Consider the following 24,576-nt stretch of genomic DNA (forward strand, 5'->3'; position numbering starts at 1 on the left):
ACTTAAGTTGATGATTTAGCGGTGCGGAGGGTTAAAAGAGCGACAAAGGGTCGTTGCTCCCAATGAACCGACATTTTGTAATACGCAACACCCGATTTTTCAAATTCAGAGCCTTCTATAGCCATCCCAAACTTTTGATAAAAACCTAAAGCCGTTGTACGCGCATCGCACCAAAAATATTGGATGTTTAAATCTTTGAGGTTAGAGATTGCATGCTCTATCACGTTTGAACCGATTCCCTGCCCTTGGAATTCAGGCAGCGTGGCAAACTTTCTCAATCTCGCTTCATTGCCTTGAATATAGATAGACGCGACACAGACCAGCTGTGCACCAATAAACGCGCCGTAATGCGTTGCTTGTTCGTCATCTGGCACCACACAAAACGACATCGGTTTATCAGGCCAAAGCACTTGATGCCTAACCGGAAGTACCTCCGTCGCTGAAAGCTGTTTTATTTCCATATTCTCGGTTTAACTCCCGACTTGATGACCCTTGTTGTAATTGCAGAGATTGTGATTGTTATGATTGTTATTACTAAACTTGGTAAGTCATTAAGTGATAACGCTCTAATCCCTCACCTTTTGTGGATGAGATAACAAAGCCTTGAGACTGATAAAAGCCAATGGCGTTTTCATTAGCAGTCAGACACTTCAATGTCAGATCAGAGTAATGTTGTTTGCAGATATTGAGTAAAGCAGAGCCTGCCCCAGAACGTAGCGTTAGCGGGCAAACATAAAGGTGATGGATGAAGCTTTCAGGTTTCCAAATAGAGGCAAAACCTAAAACCTTATTGCCAGAAACGGCGACCCATATTTCTTCACCTTCTGTATCTAATTCGAAATCGGATAACTTAAAAGCGTCGGCATCAGCCCAATGAAAGGTGTCCTGTCTTGATTCTAGATAGAGCGCCTGTAAAGCGGTTAAATACTTGGGTTGATACCTTGTGACTTCCATGTCGCTCCTGCCAATCCGTATGACTAGAATTAAGGTTGTGGGCTAAGCTTTTCTACCTGTTAGCCATAGGATGTTCAGGGTTTAACTGAAGCAGATCCCACAAGTTACCGTAAAGATCTTCAAACACAGCAACGGTGCCGTAGCCTTGCTCTTTAGGCTCTCGGACAAAGTGAATGCCCAAAGACGTCATGCGTTCGTAATCACGCCAGAAATCATCGGTGTTTAAGAATAGGAATACGCGTCCACCCGCTTGGTTACCGATGAAATCGTGTTGCTCAGGCTTGGACGCTCTAGCAAGTAATAGGCTCACACCGGTTGAATTTGGTGGAGCAACAACAACCCAGCGCTTATCTTCTTCTGGTAGATACGTGTCTTCGATGAGATCAAACTTAAGCTTGTTGACATAGAAATCAAGCGCTTCATCGTAGTCTTTTACCACGAGTGCAATATGGACAATATTCTGTTTCATAACATACCTTGTTGGGGTTTTAGCTGCGTGGAATGATGCCATGAAGCAAGCAAAGACACTAGGTGTCGCATCATAAATCGTAGTATCTCGTCCTTCACAATCTAAAAGCTACGCATCACCTATAACTCCCAGAATCCGAGTTCGACGCCACCTTGAATAACAATGGCACACATCCCGTGACGTGGTAACTCCATTGGCGGCACCGCAACTTCGGCGCCAAGTTTCTCGGCGGCATTTACTGCAGACTGAATATCATCAACCAGCGTGTAATGACGAACAGTTGGTTCTTCAGTTTCACGAAGCGGTGCTCGAATGCCGATTACCCCACCATTAGATAGCTTTGTAGTGCGCGCCAAACCAAGGTTCACATCTGCACCACTGAACTTCACGTTGTAGAGCTGAGCGTATGTTGCACAAACGACATCGACTTCTGGGGTAACCACTTCAAGATATTGAACCTTCATAAAATTTCCTTTTCGTGTTCTTTAAGACTCTCAACCTGCATACAGCTGTTCTGGAGTGTCCCATCAACAATTAATCGGTTTCATATTACTAAGCAATTCGACCGCGCATGATAAATTGCGGGCCTGCTGCACCACCTAGATACTGTTCATTGGTGTCTTCGAAGCCGCCTTTCTTATAACAGTTGAATGCTGCTGGATTTTTGCAATTCACAGTTAAGTAAATCGACTGATACGCTGAGTAATTCGCTTTTAAATATGGAAACAAAGCTTTGACCGTGCCAGTTCCTAAACCTTTACCTTGCTGGTTTTTATCAAGCACAAAAGCTCTTAAGCCAATTCTTCCTTCAGGGCAGAATTCGTAGTGCTCTGCGTAAGCGATATCCAGCTTAAAGAAACCAACAACTTCCTTATTAGACTTAATCACGTGCAAGTGCGTGGTTTCACTGCCGTCTAATAAAAACTCTGCAGCTGTGCCAGCGAACTTAACCTGTTCATCGGCGAGTTGGATGGCCTGAACTAACGCCACATGTGATTCTTCAAGCCTTTCGATAGTTATCATTGTTGTTCCTTCTGTATAACACGCACGAAAAACCGACTAGAGCTCATCGCTAGTGTCTCGAGAACCGTAGTTTGGGAAGTTGATATTAAGAACGTTATCGTCCTCAAGAGTGAATAGAACACTTCCATTCTCTACACCGGTTTCGTTCCTATCTGAACAACCTAGAAACAACTCCCAATCAAACGAATATTGAAGTCGGTATTGATTCGCATTGATGTGTAGAACGTCTTTGATTTTGATACCGTTCACCGCATGTGCCATATCATCGATGTATGACAGGTCTGGGATTAACTTTTCTTCGAAATCACTCTTATGCTCGGTGAAGAAATTGAGCAGCTCAGAACATAACTCGGAGCCATGAACCGATGGTTTAGACAGACTAGAAAACAACATTTCTAAATACTCCAAGGATTGTTTTGATATTGGAAAGATGGGCGCGAATCTGTTACAAATTCAAGCTCAGCCAGCGCGAACCTTTAAGGCTAAACGTTACTATTATCCGAGCTATTAAACGAGTACATTCGAACTTCATCTCGAGGAAACCAGCCCAATTTTTCGTAAAACTGTTGAGCGTTGATGTTGTCGTTATAGACAAACAAGTGGGTCTTCGGGATGCCTAACCCTGCAAGGGCGTTGACCGCCTCTGCAACAAGCTTACAACCTAACTTTTGCCCTCTGAAGTTGGCCGAGACAGCTAAGTGTTGTAAATACCCACGACGTCCATCCGTTCCGACCAACACAGCACCAATGATCTCGTTGTTATTTTCAGCCACAAAACTCAGACCGGGGTTACGATCTAAATAGTTCCCAATACTTTCTTTCGAATCGGCATCGCGAATACTCATGCCTTCTGTCTGGCACCACAACGCGATCACTGAGTCGTAGTCTGAAATTGCCATTTCCCGAATGTTGACCACTCTACTCTCCTTGTATATACGGGCGCTTAATACGCTATTTTTTGACGAGCGACTTGGTGAGAAACGATAGCGAGGAATCTACAGGGTAATTTTCTAACACCATCTGGCATTCATACCCTCGTTTCTCATAGAAAGGTTTGGCTTGGAAACTTAATGTGTCCACCAATGACGACGTACAGCCTTGAGACTGTGCATACTCTTCAATACGCTCAAGTAGCTCACTGCCGACTTGCTTTCCTCTCATCGAATCGTCGACCCAGAGGAACTTAATCAGTAACCAGTTTCCCCAAAGGTCAGCGATAATGCCACCGACTTTGTTGCCTTCGTCCATCGCATAGTACGCAACTTGAGACTTGGGAATCCCTTCCAGAAACGGTGTGTTGTATTTGATTAACCCGCCTCTGACTTCATTAATGTCGTCATCAGAGGGCTCGATATCTAATTGGTATTCCATTGACTTCCTATCTCTGGATTAACGGCTTATGTAACATGTTCGATGCACTTACTAGCAGATAGCTAAACCACTAAAGTGAGTTACTTATACAAGCTAAACTTATTTGTAAACTCACGTAGAATCTCCGTGTCACCAAACAGGCATACACCAAGATACTCAAGGTCTTCTTCTTTGATTTCTTTGGTTCGTTGCTGCTGCTCAGCAGAACCACCTTCGATCATTGAGCTCGTAAAATCAGTAAATTTAATACCGCGACTGAAGGCTTCTTCGCGCACTTTTCTAAGCTTATTTGAGTTGTCTGCTTTTAGCACGATGAAAGGATAGTGAGATAAATTAGGGTGAACATTGCCATCCAAATCTTCATAGTCAACGTAGCAAGCCTCTTCACTTTCTAATCGATTAGATAGGCCAACGCTCAAGTGCCCTAGCACGTTCAATGTTCTTCCTAAATCCATCTTTTTGCTTAAAATCACTATGAATCGTTTTTGGCTTTCGTCTGGTAAATTGCTCACTGCATATCCTCATTCATTCTTAATCGCACTATTTGTATAACGCATTACTGGGGCGTGAGCAATGCAACCTTAGTACTCAGTTAATACGTTTAGTCCATCCAATAGTGCCGAGCAAAGACCAGTATTTGGTATCAAACCACAAGGTCATGATTTAATGAATATCTTGGCAGAACCTAAAGAGATAACCGTCAGGAGTTTGAACGATGAACTGCTTCTGAGTCGCAATCGAATCACCACATTGATAAGACTTCGACTCTAACGCTAAGTAAATAGAATCAGCGGCGCTTTCATTTACTTTCTGATAAAGAGGTTCGATGTCGATAACATCCCATTGAAAGTTTACGCCACGCCCTAAAGGTAACGCCAGATCACCTGAAAGCCATTTTCGACTTTTGCCCGCAATCCCTTCAAGCATCACATCAACACCATCAAGCGTTAGATAAGCAAACTCCTCATCTGGGCGCTCGTATTTCACTTCAAACCCTAACACATCGACAAAGAAGGATTTGCTCACATTAATATCGAAACAATAAAGCTCCGGAACTACTCGTAACGTCATGATTTATCCTTTGCACGTGCACTTAGAAATATGGAAAAACTGTTCAGGATGCCCACTTATCAAAAACAGCTTCAATATTATGTCCGTCTGGGTCATGAATAAAACATGCGTAATAATTTTCGGTGTAATGTGGACGGGGCCCTGGAGCACCATTGTCTTTAGCTCCGGCCAACAGCGCAGCATCATAAAACTCATGGACTTGTTGTTGGTTGGCGACCCGAAAGGCAATGTGGAAACTCGTTAAAGGCCCCTCTACATTCGAACTGCATATCTCAAATAAAAAGCCTTTTCCTAAATCAAAAGCCCAGAACTTTCCCTTTTCTCCAAAGGCGACTTTATACCCAAGTGGGCGAAACGCCTCTTCATAGAATGTTCGGCTTTTTTCTAAGTCACTTACGGAGACGGTCACGTGGTCAATCATATTCTTACCTTAAGATTCGATGAGCAGAAAGATTATCTCAACGCCCTTATTCTTTGAAGCAAAACCAAACATATCAACCCACTAAAACGTAAAGCCAAGGGCTCAACGTGTAGCACAAAGAAAGTAACCAACCGTTGTCAGGCTTCAATCGACTCGCCAATTTAGGTCGCTGTTGTATTGGATTCTGCCACAACAAAGTGTTCTAGCTTGAAGATGTGATGCTCAGGAATTCTTCTACCGACAGGGGTAAAGTACTCATCATTCAGATCAGCCAATGTCTTGTTTTGTGTTAATGCAAAACCATTTTCAGACAACAATGTTTCGATCTCTTCAGCGTTGAAGAACGATACCCAAGGTTCACCTACCTTTGCGGATAAGTTTTTAATGGTTTCCGCTCGCTTCGTCGCCTTGGGATACCCTTTACCAAAACAAGCTTCAGGATCATTTTTTAGCGATTCATCGACATACGATATAAAGAAAGTAGAACCAGATTGTTTCGTAAGCTCAGACAACTCTTTAATGGTCGAGGCTGTCGCGTCTTTGCTTATGTATTGCGAAACACCTTCTAGGGTAATGATCGTGCGCTTCGATTGATCGACCCCCGCCGCCAAGAGCTGTTCTGTGAGTGACTGGCGATTAAAATCGACACCGACATAGGTAACATTGCTCGCGTTAGGCAAATCTTTAGGCAGTTTAGAGCGTTTTCTAGTTTGGACTTCGGGCTGGTCCACTTCAAAAACCTTCAACGAAGATGGTAGCTCAAGGCGATGAGCTCTCAAGTCATACCCAGCCCCTAATATGATGTATTGCTCTGCACCACTCGCTGCATTCTTTTCGACAAGATCATCCATGAATCGGGTGCGAGAGATTAGGTGCTCATGAAAACCAGGGGCAAACTTTTGAGTTATCCAAACGCTAAGCTTATGCCCCATGAGTTTGATCAGACTTGCGCCTAAAACAAACCGTTTTGCATAAGGGTCGTTAATCACGCGCTGATCAGGTTTAGCCAAGGTTTCGATATAACGCTGTTTTGCCACACCTTGGGCAGTGCCGTCTTTTCTAAAAATCGAATCACTCATAAAGCCCCCTTCTATGAAAACTTACGCCGTATTATGTCATGGGAAACAAGACACCAACCTAAAACCATAAATCTTGATGCATAAACTCAGACTTAGCTCCAAAGTGCCAAAGGTTAAGCATCTTGTTTTTATACAAGGGCGCTATCAGCGAAATCTTTCGTTGATCTCCCAAAGCGCGTTTCTGTTTGAGTCATATGTTAGAAGTTCACTGGCTTCTCGGTAATCACACCAACGGTAATCTGTGTGTTCACTTGATAGTTCAGGATCTTCTGTGACTTTAACTGAGAAGGAATGCTCAGGAATGACGAATGGATGCTCAGTCCAATTGTAATTCCCAGCATAAAAGACTTTTGGAAGCATGCACATTGAATCAAGCTGCTGCCAGTTATCACCGACTAACTGAGTTTCTTCAGAAAGCTCTCGTTTTGCTGCTTCAAGAATTGATTCATCATCTTCGCCACCACCCGATATTGCCTGCCATACACCATTGTCACTTCTGCGTGCGATTAAAAACCGAGGTTTGGTGTCGACTATTTGATAGGGAAAGACTGAAACTTGAAAAGGTGCTCTCATTTATATGCCCTTCAATCGTTCACGTTTACGGCGCTAACTTGCCAAGGATGACCGGATCGTTAAGCAAATTCGTCAGAGGAAGAAACAATGGCTCAGGTAACTCATCTAGCTTAAACCATTTCCATTGCTTACATTTATCAGGCTCTGTCACCTGTGGTTCGCCGCTAACGTCAGAAGCAACAACAAACAGCGTTATATAGTGCTTGTTCTCTTTCTCAAAAATATCATTGGTAAAAGAAAGCTTCTCAAATCCACTAACAACAAGGCCAGTCTCTTCAAGTGTTTCACGTTTGGCACACTCTTCAATGCTCTCACCCCATTCAAGGTGTCCGCCCGGCGTTGCCCACGTATGAGCGCCGTGAGAACCAATTCGTTCTCCAAGTAACACTCGCCCTTCACGTAGAATAACCGCAGCGACACCTACTCTTACTTCCTGATTCACTTAAAACTCCTTGTTTCACGGAACGTGTGTTGCGTCGTGAAAAATATAATTAGACAAACATGAAACCGATTCACACTAGAGCGTCTAAGTTCAAGCTCTATAGGATAAAAAAGGATAGACATAGCGCGAGTTTCAGTCGTTTCAGATACTCGCATTTTTAAAGTATCTCGGCTCTAAAGCTGGAAGGTCCGAGAATATCTATAAAGTAAGATGACTCAATTAACCTTGGTCCGTTAGCTAACTACAAATTATGACTAAAAGAGGTTAAGCACTCCCAGCGCTAAATTCCTACCTTGTTCCGTAAACAACCAAAGAAATCCGCAGACATTTAATAAAATCGCAACCCAAAGTATGAATTTGAAAGGCTGCTTTCTTGATTTATGTCGTAGCTGAAATTGAGCTAGTAGCGCGCCAGGCCAACCACCTAAGAGAGAAAGCATATGAAGTGTTTTCTCTGACGTTCTCCAATCCCCGCTCAGTGCAGCTTGCTTATCCCAAGCGAACATAAAATACGTAAAGATGCTCAATACAATATATAAAGGGATCAGCAGTTTCTCACCATTGAACACTATGACCGATGCGGTCGCTGCTACCAAAAAACTAAACCCGAACAAGACCGTGAAAGGAAAGCCATTAGCACCTTGAACTATCACACTTTCAGCTTTTAGACGCCCTTCATTATCTTCCGTTACTTCAAAGGTAACACTGTCTTGTACTTTAGGGCGGTAACCGCGATTTGTGACAGATGAAATATGGAAAAACACCTTCAATTCACCACCAACAGAAGAAATGAAACCGTAACCCTTAGAGTCATTCCACTCTATTACCTGACCTTTGATCATAAAACGTCCTAATCTCTGACTTATAAGGGTTAACGTAGCATCACTCGATGCCTCTTAACATATAGCGGTCTAATAGACCAAAAACACCGAGTGTTTAAATACTTTGCGACGACTATACTTTAAAGCGCTTCATTAACTCTCTTTTAGAGCCCATAAGCTCTTGGTAAGATGATATGTCTATTTTGAAACACATGTGATTCTTATCATGCCGTATGTAGAAACCAGACTTATGCTGACGTAAGTAATCAGTCGGAATATCGAGCAAATGTAGATTCACACCATCTTCAAGTAAAAAATAGATTTGCTTAACCCGATTATCATCAATTTTGTCCAATGAAACCTCTAACCACCAAACAGGTAGAGCCTTGTTAATCTTGGAAAAATGAGTATTACGATTTTGAAAGTCAATACCATAGATACTTCTCGCTCGCTGCATTGCTTCTGACTTTTTCATGATTCATGTCCTAGCCTCGGATACAAATCAATTATAGCAACGAATAACATATCAAATATGCCAAGGAGATGTATAAACACTCAAACTACTGATTGATAGTATTGGAGAAGAAAACAAGTTACGCTACACATTAATACGCCTACCTGTCGGCATTGCTTCCAGACGCTCGCCTAATACTTCTTTCAACAGGCTATAAGCTTTCTTGCCTGTGCAGTGCCCTGTATAAAGTTTATCGATGGGGTATTGAGACAACGTCAATCCAAGCTCTCTAATGTCTTGCTTTGTGCCACCAATACTATTAAACAATGGTAACCCTACTAGATGGAAGCCCCCGACAACGGCTTTTATTCTCTCTCCTGGGAACAAAGTAACGGCTGTATCAACCATATTGAGAACGCCACTATGCGCACAACCGGTAAATATAACTAAACCGTCCGGCTCTTTAATCACTAACAGTAATTCATGATCAAATAAGTCACGCTCTCGTTGATTCTTCGACTGTGTATATAGGTATTTATTGCCCTTAGGTTGTTCGTGTTTCGCGCTAATATCAGTAATAACAAAGACATTGGGAGCGATCTCGGTCGTACGATTGACGAAGACTAACCGCTCATTGCTGTTTTCTAATAAATCCTTATTGATCCCGACATCACTTTTGAAACCAAAAGCCCGGAAGTGATAGCTTTTCTGTTCGCAATTTTTCAGAAACACTTTGGCTTTAGAGTTATGAGCAACAAAATCAGCGGTGCCATTACAATGATCATGATGTCTGTGTGATATAACGGCGAGGTCTACATCTTTGATATCAATACCCAGTAACGGTGCGTTTTGACAAAACGTATCGCCACTTCCCATATCGAACAAGATCTTTAGCTTCTCGGTTTCAATATGCAGTGATAGCCCGCGCTCAACAGCTAAGTCTGTCCTGTTATCCAGTCGAGAGTTATCAACCAGCGTCGTTATTTTCATAGTTCTCTTTTTATCTGATCACGAATCGCACATTGCCCAACGGAAATAAGGTCTTTGACCATCCATTCGCTCAACCTCTGCACCCAACCTTTTGTAGAAATCATGCGCTTTCTTATTATGTGGACTTGCCGTCCATGAGATGTGAGAGGCTGATGATGACTCCGCTTGTGACTTTAAAGCCAACATAAGTTCACGGCCATACCCTTTTGATCTTTGATTTCCTGTTACCAATAGGTCGTCAAGCCAGATTGATGGCTCTCCACTGAAGGATGAATATCGATAGTGATACAGTGCGAAGCCAAAAGGCTCACAATTCCGTTCCAATATTAATGCATGGGCAAATGCGTAATCACCGAATAATGTGCGTTCGATTTTCTCTATAGTTGTCGAGATTTCACCGCTAAACCCTTTCATACTTCGGTCAAAGTCAGCTTTTTGTTCAATAAACTCTAACAAGACTCTTGAGTCTTCTTTCGTCGCAGTCCGTACGATCACTATCTTCTCCACGGGTGAATTTATTCGTTATTGTCTAACGCTTGTTAATAGATAAATATGCCTCGCATTGCGAATCAGCTTAAAGTGCTTTCAGATTTTTGTTTCGCAGACGTTATTGCTTGGGCTATTTTGGCCCTGTGGTTTATTTCCCACTCAGCGAGTGTTAATGACGCCTCTTTACTCGCTTTCTGTGAAGCCATTAAAAACACTTCGTCTTTTCTGGATTTAGGAATAACGACAATACCTTCTACATCAGCAACAATGATATCTCCCGTAGAGACCTTTGCTCCCCCGCAAGTGATTGGAGCGCCCAGTTTAGAATAGACCTCTTTCTTTCCCGGTACAGGATGAACACCTTTCGCAAAAACTGGAAACTTCATATCTGAAATTTCACCCAAATCTCGAATGACACCATCAATAATAAAGCCTTTGATACCTCGACTCTTAGCGACTGCACATACATTACCGCCGGCTACAGCATATTCGCTATCAACGCCATCTACTACAATGATGGAACCTTCTGGTGCTTCGTATATCGCTGAATGAAGCATTAAATTATCACCAGGCGTTAACTGGACAGTAAACGCTTCTCCACAAATTCGCGGTATTCCTTGCCAAAGAGGACCAATACTAAAGTTAATAAAGTGGTCGTTACTTAGTATGTTTCCATACTCGGTTGTCGCTAATTTAGAAAAATCTGACTTCATATTTACTCTCCACTTTCAAAGTGGGCAAATACTTCTGCGCCAGTCATATTGTGCGTTTCATTTTTAAATTCGTAGTATTCGGGCTTTTCATCGATGAATATCTGATGAGTTAACTTGTAATCATCTCCAGACATCAATAAACCAACAGGAAGGTGGTACTGATTATTTGGCACCAAAAAGTAAAACAAGTGAGTGCCACATTTACCGCAGAACCCCCTCTCTGCCCAATCTGATGACTTATATCTCACAACATTCGATTCACCTGATATTTTAACGGAATCAGCGCAATCAATGACTAACATCGGACCGCCAGACCAATTTCTACACATACTACAATGACAAGCCCCCAATTCATTACTAGCGTACTCTACTTCCAACTCAACCGAGCCGCATAGGCACTTTCCTTTACCTTTCATGAATCCTCCAATCTTTGTAATGTGTGTAAAATCAATAACGGATAACGCTTTTTATACCGATGACTTAATAAGAAAGGCTATTTTTTGTTTCCCTTCTCCGACAGATACGCGGCATACTTTTTAGAAATCCATTTATGAATATGAAGCCCTGTTTTACGAACAAGATACCAATCTATCGCAACTAGAATCACCAAACCGATTACAGTACCCATTATAAAACCTCCATGCTCATTGAAATGCCACTCTAGCAAATGGTTAAGAAAGGCACCGTGAACCTAAACAAACTATTAAGACTCGATATGGGTAGTTACTTTCATTCAGGAAGAATTACAGGGGTATGATGCCCGCTTATGTGGTGAGCAACGTAATACCTCCTTAAACACTAAGCGCAACGCACAGTAAAAATGCCAAGTGTTGAGAATCTTATTAAAATTACTATTATGTTCGTACTCAAAGAAATTGAAGAACTAAACAAGTAATAAATGCAGGTAGACCAGCTATAAAGAAAACCAAACCTGTCTGATAGTTCATTCGATAGTGCTCGTGTTGCTCTTTTTCGAAATCATGCCCTTCTACCATTTTGTAGACCTTATCTGTACTCGGATCATCTAACCGAGTTGTCTTACTATGGATGCCGCCTTCCCACATTAGTTTCGCTAAAACCCATATAACGATGACAACAAAGAACAAGAAGTCGATCAACTGAGTAGTCGCGAAGAAGGGAACAAACTGGGCTAGAGCTATAACCACAAGTACAGCAGAGAGGTTAATTAGAACCACTTTTTTAAACAAATCGAGCAAAATCCCCTCCAAGAACATGAAGCATTGTTAAGTAGCACCTAACTATCACAGCACACAAACAAGATTACCGTAATCACAAGACGCAATCGAACCAAAGCCGCCGACTGTTAGCTGTCTGCTTGAACAATTTGTTAGGCAACTTTCACGCACATAACTATGCCTGTTGACCAACAAAGCTTTGCAACAACAAGATCATCTCGCTGTGATAAGTTCTCTATCAACTCACGTACGTTTTCATTATGCTCTTCTGACCAATCCGAACGAATTTGCATATCATCTATGATATAGAAGCCACCAATTTTAAGACAAGCTAGCGCCTCATCTAGGTAGTGGTATTTACCTGGCCAGGTATCAGCAAATATCAAGTCAACCGACAATGGAAGGGTTCGATCGATAACATCTTCACCATTCGATAAAACAATATCAATTCGCGGATCTGCCCCAAGATAACGACGAGCTATATCAATGTTTTCTAACGAATTATCCACCGTTGTTAATTTGGAATCTGCTGACATTCCATGCAATATCCATGACGTACATAGACCAGTACCAGTCCCTAGTTCTAACAAACACCCCGATTGCTTACTTGCCGCTAAAGCTGCTAAAAACGCACCTATCGGTAGCTCTGATAGTTGAGGGAAACCAATTGCATGCGTAGCTTTCAATATTGCTCCATATTGTTTTGGATAAACTTCCACTGTTTCGTTCATATACTTTTCCTTGTAGCCTAACAGCTATCAGACAGAAAAATTCTGCACTTAACTCCAGAATAATTTTGTCTAGTTTCTAAGATAGGCAAGCAATATGCAACTAAGCCATTGCATAACAATGGCTTATGTCACAGCTAATTTCAGCTATGTGGAAAATGTAGAATTTTTCTGTATAGCATGACGTGCCGTGAGACCCTCACAATACTGCGAAAAGTCGCTTACTTTAATTCATCGGGAATGCGGCGATCTTTGTGGTAATACTCTCGATCGCGTTCGTTGATTTCGCGTACCACACGGCATGGATTACCGACTGCGACGACATTAGCTGGGATGTCTTTGGTGACGATGCTGCCTGCGCCTATTACTGAGTTTTCACCAATGGTGACACCGGGAAGTACGACGGTGTGCGCGCCAAGCCATACGTTGTTACCAATTCGAACGGGAACATTGAACTGCGCTGCTTTTAGCCTGAGATCTGGGCTGATGGGATGTGTGCCAGTGGCGATGGTCACGTTAGGCGCAATCATCACGTTGTCGCCGATGAATACGTCTGTGTCGTCGACCAGAGTTAGATTGAAGTTCACGTATACGTTGTTGCCTAGGTGCGTGTGACGCCCCCAGTTCGCATGTAACGGTGGTTCAATGTAGCAGCCCTCACCGACTTCGGCGAACAACTGCTTCATGATCTGCTGTCGTTTATCACCTTCGCTCGGGCGAGTGTGATTGAAATCGTATAGCACTTCTAAGCATTGAGTTTGCTCAGCAACCAAATCAACGTCGTCACAGTAGTAAACGTCTTGGCTGTGCATTTTAGCCTTTATATCCATGTTTGAACCTATTTGATCATTGCCTTATGTCGGCATAAATAAAGAAAAAGATGGATAATTCGAAGTTTTCACTGGCCTTAATGCAAGTTGGATGAATTAACGCGGCCTAATGTTTTCAGCCACACGCCACAGCACACCACTTGGGTCAGTGATACAAAACTCAAGCATTCCCCATGGCTGTTCAACAACCTCGGAAACGGTAACTTCAAATTCCGACACTACATTAGAGTTTTGGATGTGTTGATACCAACTTTTTACGTCTTCAACCAGCAAGTGCATCATGTAATTGTGACAGTGCGCAGGTTCATAAAAGTTTTGAAGAAGGAAGGCACAACTGCCGTGTCGTAGATAGGCGATATCGTGAAATTCAGACATCACTTCGAAACCGATTGACTGGTAAAAACGCTTAGATAAATCGAAGTCTTTCGCGGGTACGAAAGACTTAATTTCTGAGACTTTGAGGTTTTCCATCCTACATCCTTATAGTGCTGATATTCTTGTGCTGACACGCTTAACGCTTTAAGTGGTTACAGCGTTTATTCAGAGTCTTGCTGAAATGAGTCAACTTCGGCTTTAGTTAGATAACGCCACTGGCCTGCTTCAACATCCAAACGAACGTCACCAATCTGTTCACGGTGTAGGCCAACAACTCGATTCCCTACCGCAGCAAACATTCGTTTTACTTGATGAAACTTGCCTTCTGTAATGGTCAACAGCACTTCTTTACTGGTAATCACTTCGAGCTCTGCCGGACGCGTCAGTTTTTGCTCGCCTTGCAATTGAATACCCGCTTTGAATTTGTCAGCGACATCGTCTTTGATATCTCGTGACAATGTCACGCGGTACACCTTCTTACATGACTTGGTTGGCAGCGTGATGTTGAATGACCATCGCCCATCATCGGTAATCAAGACTAAGCCTGTGGTGTCGGCATCTAAGCGCCCTGCAATGTGCAGTTCTGATGCTTTGTCTATCTCAATGTAGTTAAACAGTGAAGGATAAACTTCATCGATATTGGAGCAGATAGTACCCGCAGGCTTGTGCATTAAGAGGTATTGAAATTCACGCAATTTAAGAGGCGTGCCATTTAACAAGATGCTGTTGCTTTCATGAACCTGAGTCGATTCATCGGTCACAGCCTCACTGTTTACGTTCACCTCGCCATTATGGATGCGTTCAATCGCTTCAGGTTTGGTTAGGTCAGTGCTTTTACATAGGTATTTATCAAGGCGCATTAATCGTCGGCACCACATTTAGCACAAGGCTTGTAAGTTCGTTCACCTTGCTCGATAACCACATAGTCACCAACGCACTTGTCACATAAAGCGAGCTTTGGGTAAGCCTCTTTTTGTTTCTTTGCGTTAATGTTGCCTTCGGTGGTGTATACGGTTCTCATTTTGATGCCTTTGCTTAAATAACGTGAGAGGCGCAAATTGTATCACTGTTTACATCTTTGATTGGAGTGGTGGTTCATAGATAAATTGATTTTAAGTACCGCTATTCCAAGTTCCCGCGCCGTAACGGCTTAACCATGGACAACAAAGTCAACGTGCCACGCCTATCAGTGGTAAAATGATAAAAGCTCACCAACCAATGAAGTCGATAATGAAAGATTGTAATCAATGCGGAAAATGCTGTATCAAATACGGAGATGGCGACCTTGCCGCGACTCAAGAAGAGATCGATTTGTGGGAGCTGTTCAACCCAGATATCTTTGAATATGTTCGAGGAAGCGAGATATGGTTTGACCCGGAATCTGGCGAACGTTTAACTCGCTGCCCTTTTCTGGAGCTGGTTCCGACGAAAGACACCAAGGCTCAAGCCAAGTACACATGCAGTATTTACTTAGACCGACCAGAAGATTGCCGACATTACCCAAGCCTAATTAATGAGATGGTACGAGATGAGTGTGAAATGATTGAGGTGGTGGATTTACAAGACACGAAGAAAGCTCAAAGGAAACTCGACCTGTTGATGAAAGACAGCCGCCCTTCAAGCTATTCGTAAGCGATGATCTTTTGAAGATCAATCTTCAGCATTAGCTAATATCAGCCAAAACCTTAAGCCAAATACTGGTTCGCTTCTAACCAATCAAGCGCAACCAGTGCTGCCAATGAGCATACCGCTCTGTCGTTGCCATCAACAAACTTAAGCTCTTCGATTTCAGCATCTGGAGACAGTTCACCGGTATAATCAGCAAGATAGCAAGTCAATTGCACTGATACGCCTTCCGCTTTTCCATCAGCTTGGCCTGTAAAGGTCTCAACGTATTTGATGGAATCAGGCACTAAATCGACTGAGATCTCTTCTTTGATTTCGCGAACCAGTGCTTGCTCATCACTTTCACCAGCTTCACGCTTACCACCCGGTAGGTAGAACAGTTCTTTGCCTTTTGATCTGACCATCAGCAGCTTGCCGTCTTTGATGAATATCCAAGCCAGCTTATCAATTACCTTATGCATGTCGTTAGACCTTATTTCTGTTTTAGTTCTCGTTATTACTGAATCTGGCCGCGCTATTCTATTAGTCACGACCAAACAAAGCCTGGGTATGTTACACGCTCGAATGAATATACTCTATTGAATCGAATGGGAAATATCATAACCAAAACGAAAAATGACAGCGTTCGAGACAATGCTCGTCAACTGTCATTGGTAATGTTTACTGATTGTTCGTTAGCTGTTCGCGAATATTATCAATCGACCAACCACTTAAGCGCAGAGTCGTGGTCTTCGAATGACTTAATCTCACCAGACACAAACCAGCTCCCTACTTTTGAAGCGAACTCTTGCCAGCTTTTATCACCATAAATCGCGATTTTGTCTATCTTCGAATTGAGCTCTAATCCCAGTTTGAAATCATCCCAAGCAGCACGTAACTCCCAACCCGTTAAGGTGGAGATGTCGACCAGCATCTTGAGTTTAGATGAATCGAGTTCTTCTAGCGTGGTATTTAGAATTGGCATCATTGCTTGATAGTCATCGTGTGTGAGTTTGCCTTTCGCTTTAAACACAACGATGGTTTCACCGCTAACACGTTCAATTCCAACCGATATTCCGTGACGTTCGATACTCATAATCTAGCCCTCATAGTGGAAACTAGAGTTAGCTTAGAGGATTAGACAGCAAAGAGATGAGAGGTTGACGTCAAAACGGACAAGCGCTTTATCTGGACTTAATATCAGAGAGTTAAACGCGCTTCTCCAACAGTTCACTTAGGCTTTGAACTTGCACGATACGTGGATGCTGTGACTTAAGCTCAACTCCTTCCGTGTTCAACCACACCGTATTCAAACCCGCTTCAAGTGCTGGGTAAATATCTTTCTCTAAGGTGTCGCCTACCATGGTGATGTCTTGTGGTGAAACACCGAGCTTAGAAATGATGGCAGGATAGAACCCCGACTCGAACTTAGAAAAGCCAATGCTCGCCTTACAAAAGTAACCCAAGATATATTGAGATAGGCCAACACGCTCGAAGGCACTAATGATGTCGGCTTTACTGGAATCACCAGCATTGGTGGCAACGTAGACTTGATGATTTTTAGAGAGTTCAGCCAGTAATACACGAGCACCACTCACTTCTTGTACGGCTTCCCAGTCACACATCTTCCCTTGTGCGTCTGGGAAATCGACCATCAGCGTATTGCCCCAGTCGAATAAGACTATTTCTGTTAATTCGATTAGCTTTGTCATCTTGCCTCCTGCATACGATGAATATCTAGTGTTTAAGCGAGCCTATAAAAACTTCTCGATAAGGATCTCGTCAAAGTACTGATCGCCAATCTTACCGTGTTTTTTAGCCGTACCGACGATTTCAAAACCTTGCTTAAGGTATACCGCTAACGCGCGCTCGTTGTCTGCTCTTACATAGGCGAACAGCTTTTCATAACCTTTGGCTTTCGCTGATTTGAATGTGTAATCGAACAACTGTTTTGCAACGCCCTGCCCACGGCTATTTGCATCAACATAAGTGCCAATAATACCAACGTGGTCAAAGGCCTTAGTGTAAGTAGCAAATGGTTCGACATTCTGAAAACCAAGTAACTGGTTGGTCGTTTCGTTGACTGCAACGCTGAACACACCGCGCTCAGGGAACGACTCAATGAATGCCTTTTCTTCATCAACAGTAAAAGTCTGATCCAAGATCGTATAACGCGCTTCGATAATGATTGGATTTAATACATCAACAATGCCTTGTGCATCTTCTACCGCGACTTCTCTGATTGTTAAGCTCATACTTCTCTGCCTTTTTATTGCTTTGGGCAGATTCTATCGCTTTATGCCATCCTTTTGATAGGACAGAATGTTGTCGAAGGCGATATCAAAGTAGAGTTCGTAGCTATTTTTTCAACATAGCCCAAATGTGGAGTCGCAGTGACGTTTGCCAAGGACAGTAGCGGTTCGGAGTCTAGCTATCTTGATTTAGTCAAAGATAGCTAAAGTGCCATACCTCGAGATTCAACATGGCACTCACTGGGACTTCACTATTGATAAACTACTTTGAAACGCTCCAACATAAGTAGCATGTCTTCACTTGGTGAGATTTTGAGCTCTTCACATTCACGTGAGAAGAAATTCCAATGTGCTTCTCTCCACCATTCGAGTGTTTTGTCACCCTCGCCTTCTGCAGCAGCAAACTCCGCCGTCACTTCGTTGTATTTGCACGACGACACCGAGGTAATCTCTACAATGCAAACAGGCTTGCCATCCCAATCGGTGACAACTTGCAAGTGACCAACGACTGGTCTCGTCTCTCCTTCATGGCTGTACCAATGTTCAAGGCTGCAGGACGCTTGTTTTTCACCTTTGAGAATCAACTGAGCGCAGAGGTTGGCGTTGTATTCATCAGCACAGTAATAGTCGGCACTAAAAGAGGTGTATTGCGAAGCAACGTCTGCTGGCAATGTGTTGAGGTAGCTATCAAGATAAGCTTTGCTTCTTTCTTCCATGATCTTTCCAAATTCAATATTAGGTTGAGCCGATAAAGACTTATAGATTAAGCATCTGGCTGCATTGGGAGTAACCTATCAAGTCAGGTTATTGCTGTAAACCGAGTGAATATCAAAATGAGGGCTGAGAAAGAAGAATATCGGTAGGGTTTCGAGGCCAATACAATAAGATCCAAAAAGTGAAAGAAGAGCCAAAAGCACCTTTAGTCGGGGCTTTTAGCTCTTCGTATCTCGTTACTAATAGCTCGTAATTGGCAGAATATTAACGGTTCAAGAAGTAGACCGCTTTGTCTGGGAAGTCAGTAAACACACCATCAACTTTGACTTGGTTGTAGAAGACATCCAACATGCCATCAAAGTTATCAGCATAAGCTGGGATTCTTCCAGGGTCGGCACGGAACGTGTACGGGTGAACATCTAAGCCCGCGTCTTTTGCTGATTTCATTAACGGCTTAATAATGATGTTTTCTTTGATCGATGCATCATCCACCAACATTGGCTTCCAAGGGCCTATTCCTTCTGCATAAGTCGCCACTTTTTCCATGCCACCAGCTTCAAACATCCAGTCGTAACTGTACGGCGTTGCTTTGTCACCTTGGTAAGTCATAGTTTCATTCCAATCTGTATAGGCCATCAACTGAACGAGCTTAAGATCCATTTCCATCGCTGGCATGAGCTCATCGTTAATGCGTTGAAGTTCATTGGCGTCAAAACACTGCAAATACACTTTGTCGTCTTTCGATAGGTAACCATATTGATGCAAGGTCGCAAGTACAGCTTTGGAGATATCTTTGCCTTCGTGACGATGGAACCAAGGTGCTTTTATCTCAGGATAGATGCCCACGTCATAACCTAAGGTCTTATTTAGGCCTTGGATCAGCTCGATTTCTTCTGCAAAGGTAGCGACACGGAAATCAGATTGCCACATTGGGAAGCGCGTTGGGTACCCTGCCACTCTGTTGCCTTGTTCATCGAAGTTAAAGCCTTCGGTCACCTTTAATGATTTGATCTCGGCAAGCGTAAAATCAATCGCATAGTAACGGCCATCTGCTCGAGCGCGGTCTGGAAAGCGGTCCGCTACATCGGTGACTCGGTCTAGATAATGATCATGCAAAACCACCAATTGGTCGTCTTTAGTCATCACGACATCTTGTTCGATGTAGTCGGGTTTCATTGCATAAGCGAGCGCTTTAGCGGGTAAAGTGTGTTCAGGTAAATAACCAGAAGCGCCGCGATGCGCAATCACCAAAGGATCGGCGAACGCATTTGCAGATAAACTTAGTGCTAATAAGGTCAGAGACAGTGACGTTGTTTTCATTATTGTTTCCCCTTGATAAAACAGAAGCAGGATATACCTGCCTCTGTTGTTATTTATAGATGTGATTCAGTAAATACACTACTGAGCTAGCGCTTCTCTCTCTCGTTCGAGATCTTTTTGTTTGTGGTGCGCACGTTCACCTAAGAAGGCGTAAAGCAGACAGATGATTGAAGCTACACAAGCGCCGACCAAAATAATGAAGCCGCCATCCCAACCGTAATGGTCAACCATAAAGCCGAGTATTGCGTTCGCAGCAACCGCGCCACCTAAGTAACCAAACAAACCCGTTAGACCAGCCGCTGTACCCGCTGCTTTCTTAGGCGCAAGTTCCAGTGCATACAAACCGATCAGCATTACAGGACCATAGATAAGGAAACCAATCGCAACCAGTGCCAACATATCAACCGTTGGGTTACCCGCAGGGTTCAGCCAATATACCAACACAGCGACTGTCACTAGAACCATGAACAAGATACCTGCAGGTGCTCGTCGACCTTTGAATAGCTTATCTGAAATCCAACCACACAATAAGGTGCCAGGGATACCTGCCCACTCATACAGGAAGTAAGCCCAAGATGATTTATCGACAGAGAAGTCTTTTGCTTCTTTTAAGTAAACCGGAGCCCAGTCGAGTACGCCATAACGGATAAGGTAAACAAACGCGTTAGCAATCGCGATTGACCACAACAGTTTGTTAGAGAAAACGTACTTAAAGAAGATCTCTTTCGCCGTCATTTCTTTCTCATGAGACGTATCGTAGTCGTCTGGGTAATCGTCTTTGTGTTCTTCAATCGGTGGCAAGCCGCAAGATTGAGGTGTATCTCTTACAGTAAACCAAACAAAGACAGCAACGAGAGTGGCAAAAAATGCAGGAACATAAAAAGCGGTTCGCCAATCGTCGTTAAAAGCCCACAGACCCAACAAGAACATCGGGCCAATCAAACCGCCACCCACGTTGTGAGCAACGTTCCATACCGATACGATCTCACCACGTTCTTTTCGTGACCACCAGTGAACCATGGTTCGTCCACAAGCTGGCCAACCCATACCTTGGAACCAACCATTCAAGAACAGCAGAATAAACATCGCAGTGATGCTGCCTGTTGCCCATGGCATAAAGCCAAAGCAGAACATCACCAACGCCGACATTAACAAGCCACCGCTGAGGAAATAACGAGGGTTTGAACGGTCAGAAACACTGCCCATTAAGAACTTAGATAAGCCGTAAGCGATAGATACCGCCGCTAATGCAACCCCTAGTTCTCCGCGGCTAAAACCTTGTTCAATAAGATAAGGCATCGCCAAACTAAAGTTTTTACGGACTAAGTAGTACCCCGCATAGCCAACGAAGATGCCGAGAAACAGCTGCCATCGTAGTCGTGTGTAGGTGCTATCGATCTTATCTGATGACAAGCGATCGATATGCGCCATAGGTTTGAATATTCCAAACATAGGAACCTCATAATTATTGGGCGAAGGAAGAATGAAATGCTCGAACGAAAATATTTAGCGCTCATTCGAAATCAAGGGAATTGTATGTGCTTCAGGATTAATTTCTGTGATAGAGGTAGTCATTAACAAAAAATAACTTTAAATACAGCATATTAGTTTCATTTAATTAGACTACGCTTCATATTTTTGTTTGTGTTGTTCTTCAGTGCAGAGTGCGCTTGTATAGAAAACCATCTTTCGAGTGAGCAGATATCGAACGTCTCAAACGAGGATATGCAATTAAGTTAAATGGTTGTAAACGGAACCAACCTCTTTGCGCCCTATTAATGTGAATGGATGGGTTGTACATCGCCATCTGCGATGCATATAACTAGCAATACATAGCCAATGGTGATGTTTTGTATTTCTTTCCGTTTATTTATCGAATTATCAAGGTTGTTTATTGTACATCTCAAGCGATGCAGCAATGTCTATACACAAGGTGTGTACCCGTCACCTAGTAGTGAGGTTAGTCAGTGAGCATCTTACGAATTCAACAAACGTTAGGAAATATCATGAACAAATCACTTATCGCACTCTTTCTTACTGCTGTTTTAGCAGGTTGTTCATCTGGCGGTGGTTCTGAACCGGCACAACCTCAATTTGATGGCGATTATGGTTTCGAAAATATTGACCCAGGTTTTGGACTAGACGATTCAGATAACGATGGCGGTTATGAGAATCCAGATCCGAACTATGGCAATGATGCTCCGACTCTTAAAGACAAAGTCGCTCAAGCAGATTTAGGCTTTGTTTATATTCCAGATCTCGGTGATGTACCATTTTTTAATAAAGACACAGGTGAAGCTCATATAAGCGCCGTAAAACAACGTTCTGATGATAACGAAACGCTATACAGCATCTACTTAGATGACAAGACTGTCGGTGAAATTATTGTTCGTGAAGACTATGTGACGATCAGCTCTGGTGACAAGATGATCTCAGGTGAGCAGAAGTCTTATCTTGATACTGAACATACGTTTTGGACAGTTAGGGACACTAACGGCAATGTAGTTGGTGACTTTAAGCGCCTCGACGGTGGTGTTTGGGTATTCCGAGAAGAGATTGATCGTCAAACATTCGTTGTTAAGTATCACGACGGTCAGTGGAACTTCATCCCTGTCGCAGACATTAAAAACAAGGTCAAAGACAACTTACCGTCGCAAGCACAAGCCACCAAAGTGCGAGCAAAAATGCAGGTTAATAAGCTACGTACTTTGAAGTAATACTTATCACCAATCCCATATCAAAAAGGCATCCTCAAATCCAAGAGGATGCCGCTCAAGCGTCAACCAAGAATACATAACTAAAAAGCTCAAGGAAGATCCGGACTAGGTTACTAATCTACTGGCATTCAATACTTTGAATTTGCCGATATTTTGTATACATAAGCGAGAGATCCAATGACCATCAAAAAGCTTCCCCTTCTGACATTAGCCGCTGTCTTGTTGTTCACTATGTCTAACGCACAAGCCTACGAACAAAACCAAGAGGAAACTGCGATTACATTTGGTCTATCGGCTGAACGTGGGTGGAGAGATTGGTCTGCTTCTTACATCAAATATCGCGGCCCGGGAAGCGTAGGTTATGGCATTGAGTTTACCCGCTCAGCTTATAACGAAGATGAAGACTCTTACGAATATAAGCAACGCGACAACGAATATCAGTTTCACGCCCCTATTGGTATCACCGAAAACTTGTACATCACCCCAGGTTACGGGATTAAGCGTACCCACACGGACGTCACTATAGATAGCCATGAGTTCTCTGACAGCTCAACCAAACAAGTTGGTGGCTTAGATGCAACGTACATTATGGACAGTGGCTTTGTTGTGACCGCAGGTTTCGATAAAGCAGAAGGTGAAGACTTGGAGTTCTCAATTGGTGCAGGTATCGCTTGGTAAAGGTAATAGCCTTATAGATTTGAAAAACAAAAAGGGTCTAGATTTCTCTAGACCCTTTTAGGTAATAACGCTTGGTGGCTTTATGTTGGCTAATTAGGCAAACCTTAGCTAATTACTCGAAGTATTAGCTAGCCACACAACGTGATTATGCGTCGATGTAAAAAGCTTCTACAGTGCCTTTTAGAGTAATAAGCATTGGCTGACCAAAACGATCTAGCGCTTTTGGAGAAGGGATCTTAACCCAACCTTCACTGATGCAGTATTCTTCAACATCAGTACGCTCTTTACCATTTAGACGAATGCCGATTGGGTATTCGAAACACTCAGCAACGTGGTGTGGGCTGCGTGGGTTACCTGCAAGATGGTCTGGTAAAGCTGGTCTTGAATTAGTATCGCTCATGTTCATTACCTGTATGTACGTAAATAAAAAAAGTGCGTCATTCTAGTCAATATAGGCTTTGTGCTCAACAACTGCTGCAATAAATCGTCTTGATCGTTTTAATCAACAGCTAGTTGTTTGATTTAAAGGCGATATCGGCATGAGTTCCAACGAAAATTTAACAGTTTTATGCGTTATGGATGAAAGGGAGAGCTTCATTACTCGAACGTTAGATAACCTAATATCAGGCTTTTATTCCGAGCTTATCGATTAAGCTCAATACTCATCACTTTATGGTTCGGTTCTGATTCGATATCGACAACTGACCAACCTAGACCTTGGTAGAGTCCCATGATATTGGTGTATGCGTAGAGTTGAGATTGCACTCCAGAAGAAACCTGTCTGACACCACGATTAATCAGTTCACTCGCAATACCTTGGCCGCGCCATTGAGAGGCGACGAACACGGCGTTGATCCACACCACATCACGCACTTGGTGAGGTTCTTGAAAATAGGAATACGCCAAGCCACCAATGACCACATTATCGCGAAGTACGGTTATTACTGGAGGGAGTTGTACGTTTTCTTTATAGGTATCTTTAAACTTGAAATCAGACCATTCGCTTTGAAATAAGCCCTCTAACTCACGCCAATAAGGTGAGTTTTCATCGCAATTTCTAAAGATTACTTTCTGCATTTTTCCGTCCTTTGAAAGGGAGTAATTCGGCTATCCTAGCCTTGTTCAATCTAAGTGTAGGTAAAGCTACTCTTCTTCGTCGTAATCGTCTGCTGGGTCTTGATTAATTTCTTCGCCGCATTCTAGGCATTCGCCTTGTAGATCCGTAGGCATCACAACAATCAAACCACAATGCGGGCAAAGATCGCCTTGTTGAAACATCCTGTATTCCTTC

At 43.0% G+C, this 24,576-nt stretch carries 40 protein-coding genes and 1 pseudogene; 3 read left to right on the plus strand and 38 right to left on the minus strand.

Annotated elements, in window-relative coordinates; translation table 11 throughout:
- Positions 1–2: 2 nt before the first annotated feature.
- The 27 genes from MSG36_RS11450 to MSG36_RS11575 all read right to left on the minus strand — a co-directional run bounded on the left by MSG36_RS11450 (position 3) and on the right by MSG36_RS11575 (position 15,020).
- Positions 3–461, minus strand: a complete 459-nt coding sequence (locus MSG36_RS11450; RefSeq protein WP_248367892.1) for a GNAT family N-acetyltransferase — start codon at positions 459–461, stop codon at positions 3–5.
- Between the two features lie 73 nt (positions 462–534).
- Complete coding sequence (locus MSG36_RS11455; RefSeq protein WP_248367895.1) at positions 535–954, minus strand: GNAT family N-acetyltransferase; 420 nt, start codon at positions 952–954, stop codon at positions 535–537.
- 52 nt (positions 955–1,006) lie between these two features.
- On the minus strand, positions 1,007–1,423 hold the full coding sequence (locus MSG36_RS11460) for a VOC family protein (RefSeq protein WP_248367898.1): 417 nt from the start codon (positions 1,421–1,423) through the stop codon (positions 1,007–1,009).
- Positions 1,424–1,542: 119 nt separating this feature from the next.
- Positions 1,543–1,887 (minus strand): hydroxylase, encoded by a 345-nt coding sequence (locus MSG36_RS11465; RefSeq protein ID WP_248367900.1) that lies wholly within the window; start codon positions 1,885–1,887, stop codon positions 1,543–1,545.
- An 88-nt stretch (positions 1,888–1,975) separates the two neighbouring features.
- Entirely contained in the window at positions 1,976–2,446 is a 471-nt protein-coding gene (locus tag MSG36_RS11470) for a GNAT family N-acetyltransferase (protein WP_248367902.1), read from the minus strand.
- 36 nt (positions 2,447–2,482) lie between these two features.
- A complete protein-coding gene (locus MSG36_RS11475; protein ID WP_248367904.1) occupies positions 2,483–2,839 on the minus strand; it encodes a hypothetical protein in 357 nt (118 codons plus the stop codon).
- Positions 2,840–2,928: 89 nt separating this feature from the next.
- Entirely contained in the window at positions 2,929–3,363 is a 435-nt protein-coding gene (locus MSG36_RS11480) for a GNAT family N-acetyltransferase (RefSeq protein WP_065681852.1), read from the minus strand.
- A gap of 34 nt (positions 3,364–3,397) precedes the next feature.
- Entirely contained in the window at positions 3,398–3,817 is a 420-nt protein-coding gene (locus tag MSG36_RS11485) for a GNAT family N-acetyltransferase (RefSeq protein WP_086969952.1), read from the minus strand.
- An 80-nt stretch (positions 3,818–3,897) separates the two neighbouring features.
- A complete protein-coding gene (locus tag MSG36_RS11490; RefSeq protein ID WP_086969954.1) occupies positions 3,898–4,329 on the minus strand; it encodes a DUF2000 domain-containing protein in 432 nt (143 codons plus the stop codon).
- A 151-nt stretch (positions 4,330–4,480) separates the two neighbouring features.
- Complete coding sequence (locus tag MSG36_RS11495) at positions 4,481–4,888, minus strand: VOC family protein (RefSeq protein ID WP_248367905.1); 408 nt, start codon at positions 4,886–4,888, stop codon at positions 4,481–4,483.
- Positions 4,889–4,931: 43 nt separating this feature from the next.
- A complete protein-coding gene (locus tag MSG36_RS11500) occupies positions 4,932–5,309 on the minus strand; it encodes a VOC family protein (RefSeq protein ID WP_048611186.1) in 378 nt (125 codons plus the stop codon).
- A 161-nt stretch (positions 5,310–5,470) separates the two neighbouring features.
- A complete protein-coding gene (locus tag MSG36_RS11505) occupies positions 5,471–6,388 on the minus strand; it encodes a class I SAM-dependent methyltransferase (protein ID WP_248367907.1) in 918 nt (305 codons plus the stop codon).
- Positions 6,389–6,532: 144 nt separating this feature from the next.
- Positions 6,533–6,961: an NUDIX pyrophosphatase gene (locus MSG36_RS11510; protein WP_248367908.1), complete on the minus strand. Its 429-nt coding sequence runs from the start codon at positions 6,959–6,961 to the stop codon at positions 6,533–6,535.
- Between the two features lie 25 nt (positions 6,962–6,986).
- Entirely contained in the window at positions 6,987–7,403 is a 417-nt protein-coding gene (locus MSG36_RS11515; RefSeq protein ID WP_248367911.1) for an NUDIX hydrolase, read from the minus strand.
- A 254-nt stretch (positions 7,404–7,657) separates the two neighbouring features.
- A complete protein-coding gene (locus MSG36_RS11520; protein WP_050649978.1) occupies positions 7,658–8,245 on the minus strand; it encodes a cold shock and DUF1294 domain-containing protein in 588 nt (195 codons plus the stop codon).
- Between the two features lie 112 nt (positions 8,246–8,357).
- The gene (locus MSG36_RS11525) at positions 8,358–8,699 is read right to left on the minus strand and encodes a hypothetical protein (protein ID WP_017078746.1); all 342 of its coding nucleotides are present in this window, start codon (positions 8,697–8,699) and stop codon (positions 8,358–8,360) included.
- 123 nt (positions 8,700–8,822) lie between these two features.
- Entirely contained in the window at positions 8,823–9,668 is an 846-nt protein-coding gene (locus MSG36_RS11530) for an MBL fold metallo-hydrolase (RefSeq protein WP_050649979.1), read from the minus strand.
- Positions 9,669–9,686: 18 nt separating this feature from the next.
- Positions 9,687–10,175: a GNAT family N-acetyltransferase gene (locus MSG36_RS11535; RefSeq protein ID WP_248367914.1), complete on the minus strand. Its 489-nt coding sequence runs from the start codon at positions 10,173–10,175 to the stop codon at positions 9,687–9,689.
- A gap of 62 nt (positions 10,176–10,237) precedes the next feature.
- On the minus strand, positions 10,238–10,870 hold the full coding sequence (locus MSG36_RS11540; protein WP_122081499.1) for an RraA family protein: 633 nt from the start codon (positions 10,868–10,870) through the stop codon (positions 10,238–10,240).
- Between the two features lie 2 nt (positions 10,871–10,872).
- Positions 10,873–11,286, minus strand: coding sequence for a GFA family protein (locus tag MSG36_RS11545; RefSeq protein WP_017057358.1), 414 nt, complete (start codon positions 11,284–11,286; stop codon positions 10,873–10,875).
- A gap of 77 nt (positions 11,287–11,363) precedes the next feature.
- Positions 11,364–11,498: a hypothetical protein gene (locus MSG36_RS23860; protein ID WP_086049349.1), complete on the minus strand. Its 135-nt coding sequence runs from the start codon at positions 11,496–11,498 to the stop codon at positions 11,364–11,366.
- Between the two features lie 238 nt (positions 11,499–11,736).
- Positions 11,737–12,087, minus strand: a complete 351-nt coding sequence (locus MSG36_RS11550; protein WP_122081855.1) for a hypothetical protein — start codon at positions 12,085–12,087, stop codon at positions 11,737–11,739.
- Positions 12,088–12,218: 131 nt separating this feature from the next.
- Entirely contained in the window at positions 12,219–12,797 is a 579-nt protein-coding gene (locus MSG36_RS11555; protein ID WP_122081498.1) for a class I SAM-dependent methyltransferase, read from the minus strand.
- Between the two features lie 218 nt (positions 12,798–13,015).
- Entirely contained in the window at positions 13,016–13,624 is a 609-nt protein-coding gene (locus MSG36_RS11560) for a sugar O-acetyltransferase (RefSeq protein ID WP_248367916.1), read from the minus strand.
- 96 nt (positions 13,625–13,720) lie between these two features.
- Positions 13,721–14,095: a VOC family protein gene (locus MSG36_RS11565; RefSeq protein ID WP_017059214.1), complete on the minus strand. Its 375-nt coding sequence runs from the start codon at positions 14,093–14,095 to the stop codon at positions 13,721–13,723.
- 65 nt (positions 14,096–14,160) lie between these two features.
- On the minus strand, positions 14,161–14,877 hold the full coding sequence (locus MSG36_RS11570) for a pseudouridine synthase (RefSeq protein ID WP_348983446.1): 717 nt from the start codon (positions 14,875–14,877) through the stop codon (positions 14,161–14,163).
- Positions 14,859–15,020: a hypothetical protein gene (locus tag MSG36_RS11575; protein ID WP_017059212.1), complete on the minus strand. Its 162-nt coding sequence runs from the start codon at positions 15,018–15,020 to the stop codon at positions 14,859–14,861. Before MSG36_RS11575 ends, MSG36_RS11570 begins: the two co-directional genes overlap by 19 nt.
- A 209-nt stretch (positions 15,021–15,229) precedes the next feature.
- Here MSG36_RS11575 and MSG36_RS11580 point away from each other — a divergent pair, with 209 nt between their 5' ends.
- Positions 15,230–15,631, plus strand: coding sequence for a YkgJ family cysteine cluster protein (locus MSG36_RS11580; RefSeq protein WP_017065706.1), 402 nt, complete (start codon positions 15,230–15,232; stop codon positions 15,629–15,631).
- A 53-nt stretch (positions 15,632–15,684) separates the two neighbouring features.
- Here the strand turns inward: MSG36_RS11580 and MSG36_RS11585 are convergent, their stop codons facing one another.
- From MSG36_RS11585 to glpT, 8 genes and pseudogenes are all read right to left on the minus strand, one after another.
- On the minus strand, positions 15,685–16,086 hold the full coding sequence (locus MSG36_RS11585; RefSeq protein ID WP_017059210.1) for an NUDIX domain-containing protein: 402 nt from the start codon (positions 16,084–16,086) through the stop codon (positions 15,685–15,687).
- Positions 16,087–16,319: 233 nt separating this feature from the next.
- Complete coding sequence (locus MSG36_RS11590; protein WP_017057365.1) at positions 16,320–16,700, minus strand: STAS/SEC14 domain-containing protein; 381 nt, start codon at positions 16,698–16,700, stop codon at positions 16,320–16,322.
- A 112-nt stretch (positions 16,701–16,812) separates the two neighbouring features.
- The gene (locus MSG36_RS11595; RefSeq protein ID WP_248367922.1) at positions 16,813–17,316 is read right to left on the minus strand and encodes an HAD family hydrolase; all 504 of its coding nucleotides are present in this window, start codon (positions 17,314–17,316) and stop codon (positions 16,813–16,815) included.
- Positions 17,317–17,358: 42 nt separating this feature from the next.
- On the minus strand, positions 17,359–17,859 hold the full coding sequence (locus MSG36_RS11600; protein ID WP_248367925.1) for a GNAT family N-acetyltransferase: 501 nt from the start codon (positions 17,857–17,859) through the stop codon (positions 17,359–17,361).
- A gap of 33 nt (positions 17,860–17,892) precedes the next feature.
- Positions 17,893–18,032, minus strand: a pseudogene (locus MSG36_RS11605) (D-2-hydroxyacid dehydrogenase family protein); the annotation flags it as partial.
- A gap of 75 nt (positions 18,033–18,107) precedes the next feature.
- Positions 18,108–18,572, minus strand: coding sequence for an ASCH domain-containing protein (locus tag MSG36_RS11610; RefSeq protein ID WP_050649992.1), 465 nt, complete (start codon positions 18,570–18,572; stop codon positions 18,108–18,110).
- 262 nt (positions 18,573–18,834) lie between these two features.
- Positions 18,835–19,890: a glycerophosphodiester phosphodiesterase gene (gene glpQ / locus MSG36_RS11615; RefSeq protein ID WP_248367927.1), complete on the minus strand. Its 1,056-nt coding sequence runs from the start codon at positions 19,888–19,890 to the stop codon at positions 18,835–18,837.
- 78 nt (positions 19,891–19,968) lie between these two features.
- Positions 19,969–21,342: a glycerol-3-phosphate transporter gene (gene glpT, locus MSG36_RS11620; protein ID WP_029235174.1), complete on the minus strand. Its 1,374-nt coding sequence runs from the start codon at positions 21,340–21,342 to the stop codon at positions 19,969–19,971.
- A 554-nt stretch (positions 21,343–21,896) separates the two neighbouring features.
- Here glpT and MSG36_RS11625 point away from each other — a divergent pair.
- Both MSG36_RS11625 and MSG36_RS11630 read left to right on the plus strand, forming a co-directional pair.
- On the plus strand, positions 21,897–22,607 hold the full coding sequence (locus MSG36_RS11625; RefSeq protein ID WP_248367928.1) for a lipoprotein: 711 nt from the start codon (positions 21,897–21,899) through the stop codon (positions 22,605–22,607).
- A 177-nt stretch (positions 22,608–22,784) separates the two neighbouring features.
- Positions 22,785–23,285 (plus strand): hypothetical protein, encoded by a 501-nt coding sequence (locus tag MSG36_RS11630; protein WP_248367930.1) that lies wholly within the window; start codon positions 22,785–22,787, stop codon positions 23,283–23,285.
- A 145-nt stretch (positions 23,286–23,430) separates the two neighbouring features.
- On the opposite strand, the gene MSG36_RS11635 is transcribed toward MSG36_RS11630, so the two are convergent.
- The 3 genes from MSG36_RS11635 to MSG36_RS23865 all read right to left on the minus strand — a co-directional run bounded on the left by MSG36_RS11635 (position 23,431) and on the right by MSG36_RS23865 (position 24,563).
- Positions 23,431–23,685 carry a DUF3297 family protein gene (locus MSG36_RS11635; protein WP_017059204.1) on the minus strand — a complete coding sequence of 85 codons (255 nt, stop codon included), beginning with the start codon at positions 23,683–23,685 and terminating at the stop codon, positions 23,431–23,433.
- A 242-nt stretch (positions 23,686–23,927) separates the two neighbouring features.
- Entirely contained in the window at positions 23,928–24,362 is a 435-nt protein-coding gene (locus tag MSG36_RS11640) for a GNAT family N-acetyltransferase (RefSeq protein ID WP_248367932.1), read from the minus strand.
- 66 nt (positions 24,363–24,428) lie between these two features.
- The gene (locus tag MSG36_RS23865; RefSeq protein ID WP_282452222.1) at positions 24,429–24,563 is read right to left on the minus strand and encodes a hypothetical protein; all 135 of its coding nucleotides are present in this window, start codon (positions 24,561–24,563) and stop codon (positions 24,429–24,431) included.
- Positions 24,564–24,576 lie beyond the last annotated feature (13 nt).

It is taken from the genome of Vibrio sp. 1CM8B (assembly GCF_023161685.1).
Lineage (GTDB): Bacteria > Pseudomonadota > Gammaproteobacteria > Enterobacterales > Vibrionaceae > Vibrio > Vibrio coralliirubri.

What these genes read in the sequence shown, in the direction of transcription:
- MSG36_RS11450 (WP_248367892.1), bottom strand. Translation starts at nt 461, where the DNA reads ATGGAAATAAAACAGCTTTCAGCGACGGAGGTACTTCCGGTTAGGCAT.
- MSG36_RS11455 (WP_248367895.1), bottom strand. Translation starts at nt 954, where the DNA reads ATGGAAGTCACAAGGTATCAACCCAAGTATTTAACCGCTTTACAGGCG.
- MSG36_RS11460 (WP_248367898.1), bottom strand. Translation starts at nt 1,423, where the DNA reads ATGAAACAGAATATTGTCCATATTGCACTCGTGGTAAAAGACTACGAT.
- MSG36_RS11465 (WP_248367900.1), bottom strand. Translation starts at nt 1,887, where the DNA reads ATGAAGGTTCAATATCTTGAAGTGGTTACCCCAGAAGTCGATGTCGTT.
- MSG36_RS11470 (WP_248367902.1), bottom strand. Translation starts at nt 2,446, where the DNA reads ATGATAACTATCGAAAGGCTTGAAGAATCACATGTGGCGTTAGTTCAG.
- MSG36_RS11475 (WP_248367904.1), bottom strand. Translation starts at nt 2,839, where the DNA reads ATGTTGTTTTCTAGTCTGTCTAAACCATCGGTTCATGGCTCCGAGTTA.
- MSG36_RS11485 (WP_086969952.1), bottom strand. Translation starts at nt 3,817, where the DNA reads ATGGAATACCAATTAGATATCGAGCCCTCTGATGACGACATTAATGAA.
- MSG36_RS11495 (WP_248367905.1), bottom strand. Translation starts at nt 4,888, where the DNA reads ATGACGTTACGAGTAGTTCCGGAGCTTTATTGTTTCGATATTAATGTG.
- MSG36_RS11500 (WP_048611186.1), bottom strand. Translation starts at nt 5,309, where the DNA reads ATGATTGACCACGTGACCGTCTCCGTAAGTGACTTAGAAAAAAGCCGA.
- MSG36_RS11505 (WP_248367907.1), bottom strand. Translation starts at nt 6,388, where the DNA reads ATGAGTGATTCGATTTTTAGAAAAGACGGCACTGCCCAAGGTGTGGCA.
- MSG36_RS11510 (WP_248367908.1), bottom strand. Translation starts at nt 6,961, where the DNA reads ATGAGAGCACCTTTTCAAGTTTCAGTCTTTCCCTATCAAATAGTCGAC.
- MSG36_RS11520 (WP_050649978.1), bottom strand. Translation starts at nt 8,245, where the DNA reads ATGATCAAAGGTCAGGTAATAGAGTGGAATGACTCTAAGGGTTACGGT.
- MSG36_RS11525 (WP_017078746.1), bottom strand. Translation starts at nt 8,699, where the DNA reads ATGAAAAAGTCAGAAGCAATGCAGCGAGCGAGAAGTATCTATGGTATT.
- MSG36_RS11530 (WP_050649979.1), bottom strand. Translation starts at nt 9,668, where the DNA reads ATGAAAATAACGACGCTGGTTGATAACTCTCGACTGGATAACAGGACA.
- MSG36_RS11540 (WP_122081499.1), bottom strand. Translation starts at nt 10,870, where the DNA reads ATGAAGTCAGATTTTTCTAAATTAGCGACAACCGAGTATGGAAACATA.
- MSG36_RS11545 (WP_017057358.1), bottom strand. Translation starts at nt 11,286, where the DNA reads ATGAAAGGTAAAGGAAAGTGCCTATGCGGCTCGGTTGAGTTGGAAGTA.
- MSG36_RS23860 (WP_086049349.1), bottom strand. Translation starts at nt 11,498, where the DNA reads ATGGGTACTGTAATCGGTTTGGTGATTCTAGTTGCGATAGATTGGTAT.
- MSG36_RS11555 (WP_122081498.1), bottom strand. Translation starts at nt 12,797, where the DNA reads ATGAACGAAACAGTGGAAGTTTATCCAAAACAATATGGAGCAATATTG.
- MSG36_RS11560 (WP_248367916.1), bottom strand. Translation starts at nt 13,624, where the DNA reads ATGGATATAAAGGCTAAAATGCACAGCCAAGACGTTTACTACTGTGAC.
- MSG36_RS11565 (WP_017059214.1), bottom strand. Translation starts at nt 14,095, where the DNA reads ATGGAAAACCTCAAAGTCTCAGAAATTAAGTCTTTCGTACCCGCGAAA.
- MSG36_RS11570 (WP_348983446.1), bottom strand. Translation starts at nt 14,877, where the DNA reads ATGTGGTGCCGACGATTAATGCGCCTTGATAAATACCTATGTAAAAGC.
- MSG36_RS11575 (WP_017059212.1), bottom strand. Translation starts at nt 15,020, where the DNA reads ATGAGAACCGTATACACCACCGAAGGCAACATTAACGCAAAGAAACAA.
- MSG36_RS11580 (WP_017065706.1), top strand. Translation starts at nt 15,230, where the DNA reads ATGAAAGATTGTAATCAATGCGGAAAATGCTGTATCAAATACGGAGAT.
- MSG36_RS11585 (WP_017059210.1), bottom strand. Translation starts at nt 16,086, where the DNA reads ATGCATAAGGTAATTGATAAGCTGGCTTGGATATTCATCAAAGACGGC.
- MSG36_RS11590 (WP_017057365.1), bottom strand. Translation starts at nt 16,700, where the DNA reads ATGAGTATCGAACGTCACGGAATATCGGTTGGAATTGAACGTGTTAGC.
- MSG36_RS11595 (WP_248367922.1), bottom strand. Translation starts at nt 17,316, where the DNA reads ATGACAAAGCTAATCGAATTAACAGAAATAGTCTTATTCGACTGGGGC.
- MSG36_RS11600 (WP_248367925.1), bottom strand. Translation starts at nt 17,859, where the DNA reads ATGAGCTTAACAATCAGAGAAGTCGCGGTAGAAGATGCACAAGGCATT.
- MSG36_RS11610 (WP_050649992.1), bottom strand. Translation starts at nt 18,572, where the DNA reads ATGGAAGAAAGAAGCAAAGCTTATCTTGATAGCTACCTCAACACATTG.
- glpQ (WP_248367927.1), bottom strand. Translation starts at nt 19,890, where the DNA reads ATGAAAACAACGTCACTGTCTCTGACCTTATTAGCACTAAGTTTATCT.
- glpT (WP_029235174.1), bottom strand. Translation starts at nt 21,342, where the DNA reads ATGTTTGGAATATTCAAACCTATGGCGCATATCGATCGCTTGTCATCA.
- MSG36_RS11625 (WP_248367928.1), top strand. Translation starts at nt 21,897, where the DNA reads ATGAACAAATCACTTATCGCACTCTTTCTTACTGCTGTTTTAGCAGGT.
- MSG36_RS11630 (WP_248367930.1), top strand. Translation starts at nt 22,785, where the DNA reads ATGACCATCAAAAAGCTTCCCCTTCTGACATTAGCCGCTGTCTTGTTG.
- MSG36_RS11635 (WP_017059204.1), bottom strand. Translation starts at nt 23,685, where the DNA reads ATGAGCGATACTAATTCAAGACCAGCTTTACCAGACCATCTTGCAGGT.
- MSG36_RS11640 (WP_248367932.1), bottom strand. Translation starts at nt 24,362, where the DNA reads ATGCAGAAAGTAATCTTTAGAAATTGCGATGAAAACTCACCTTATTGG.
- MSG36_RS23865 (WP_282452222.1), bottom strand. Translation starts at nt 24,563, where the DNA reads ATGTTTCAACAAGGCGATCTTTGCCCGCATTGTGGTTTGATTGTTGTG.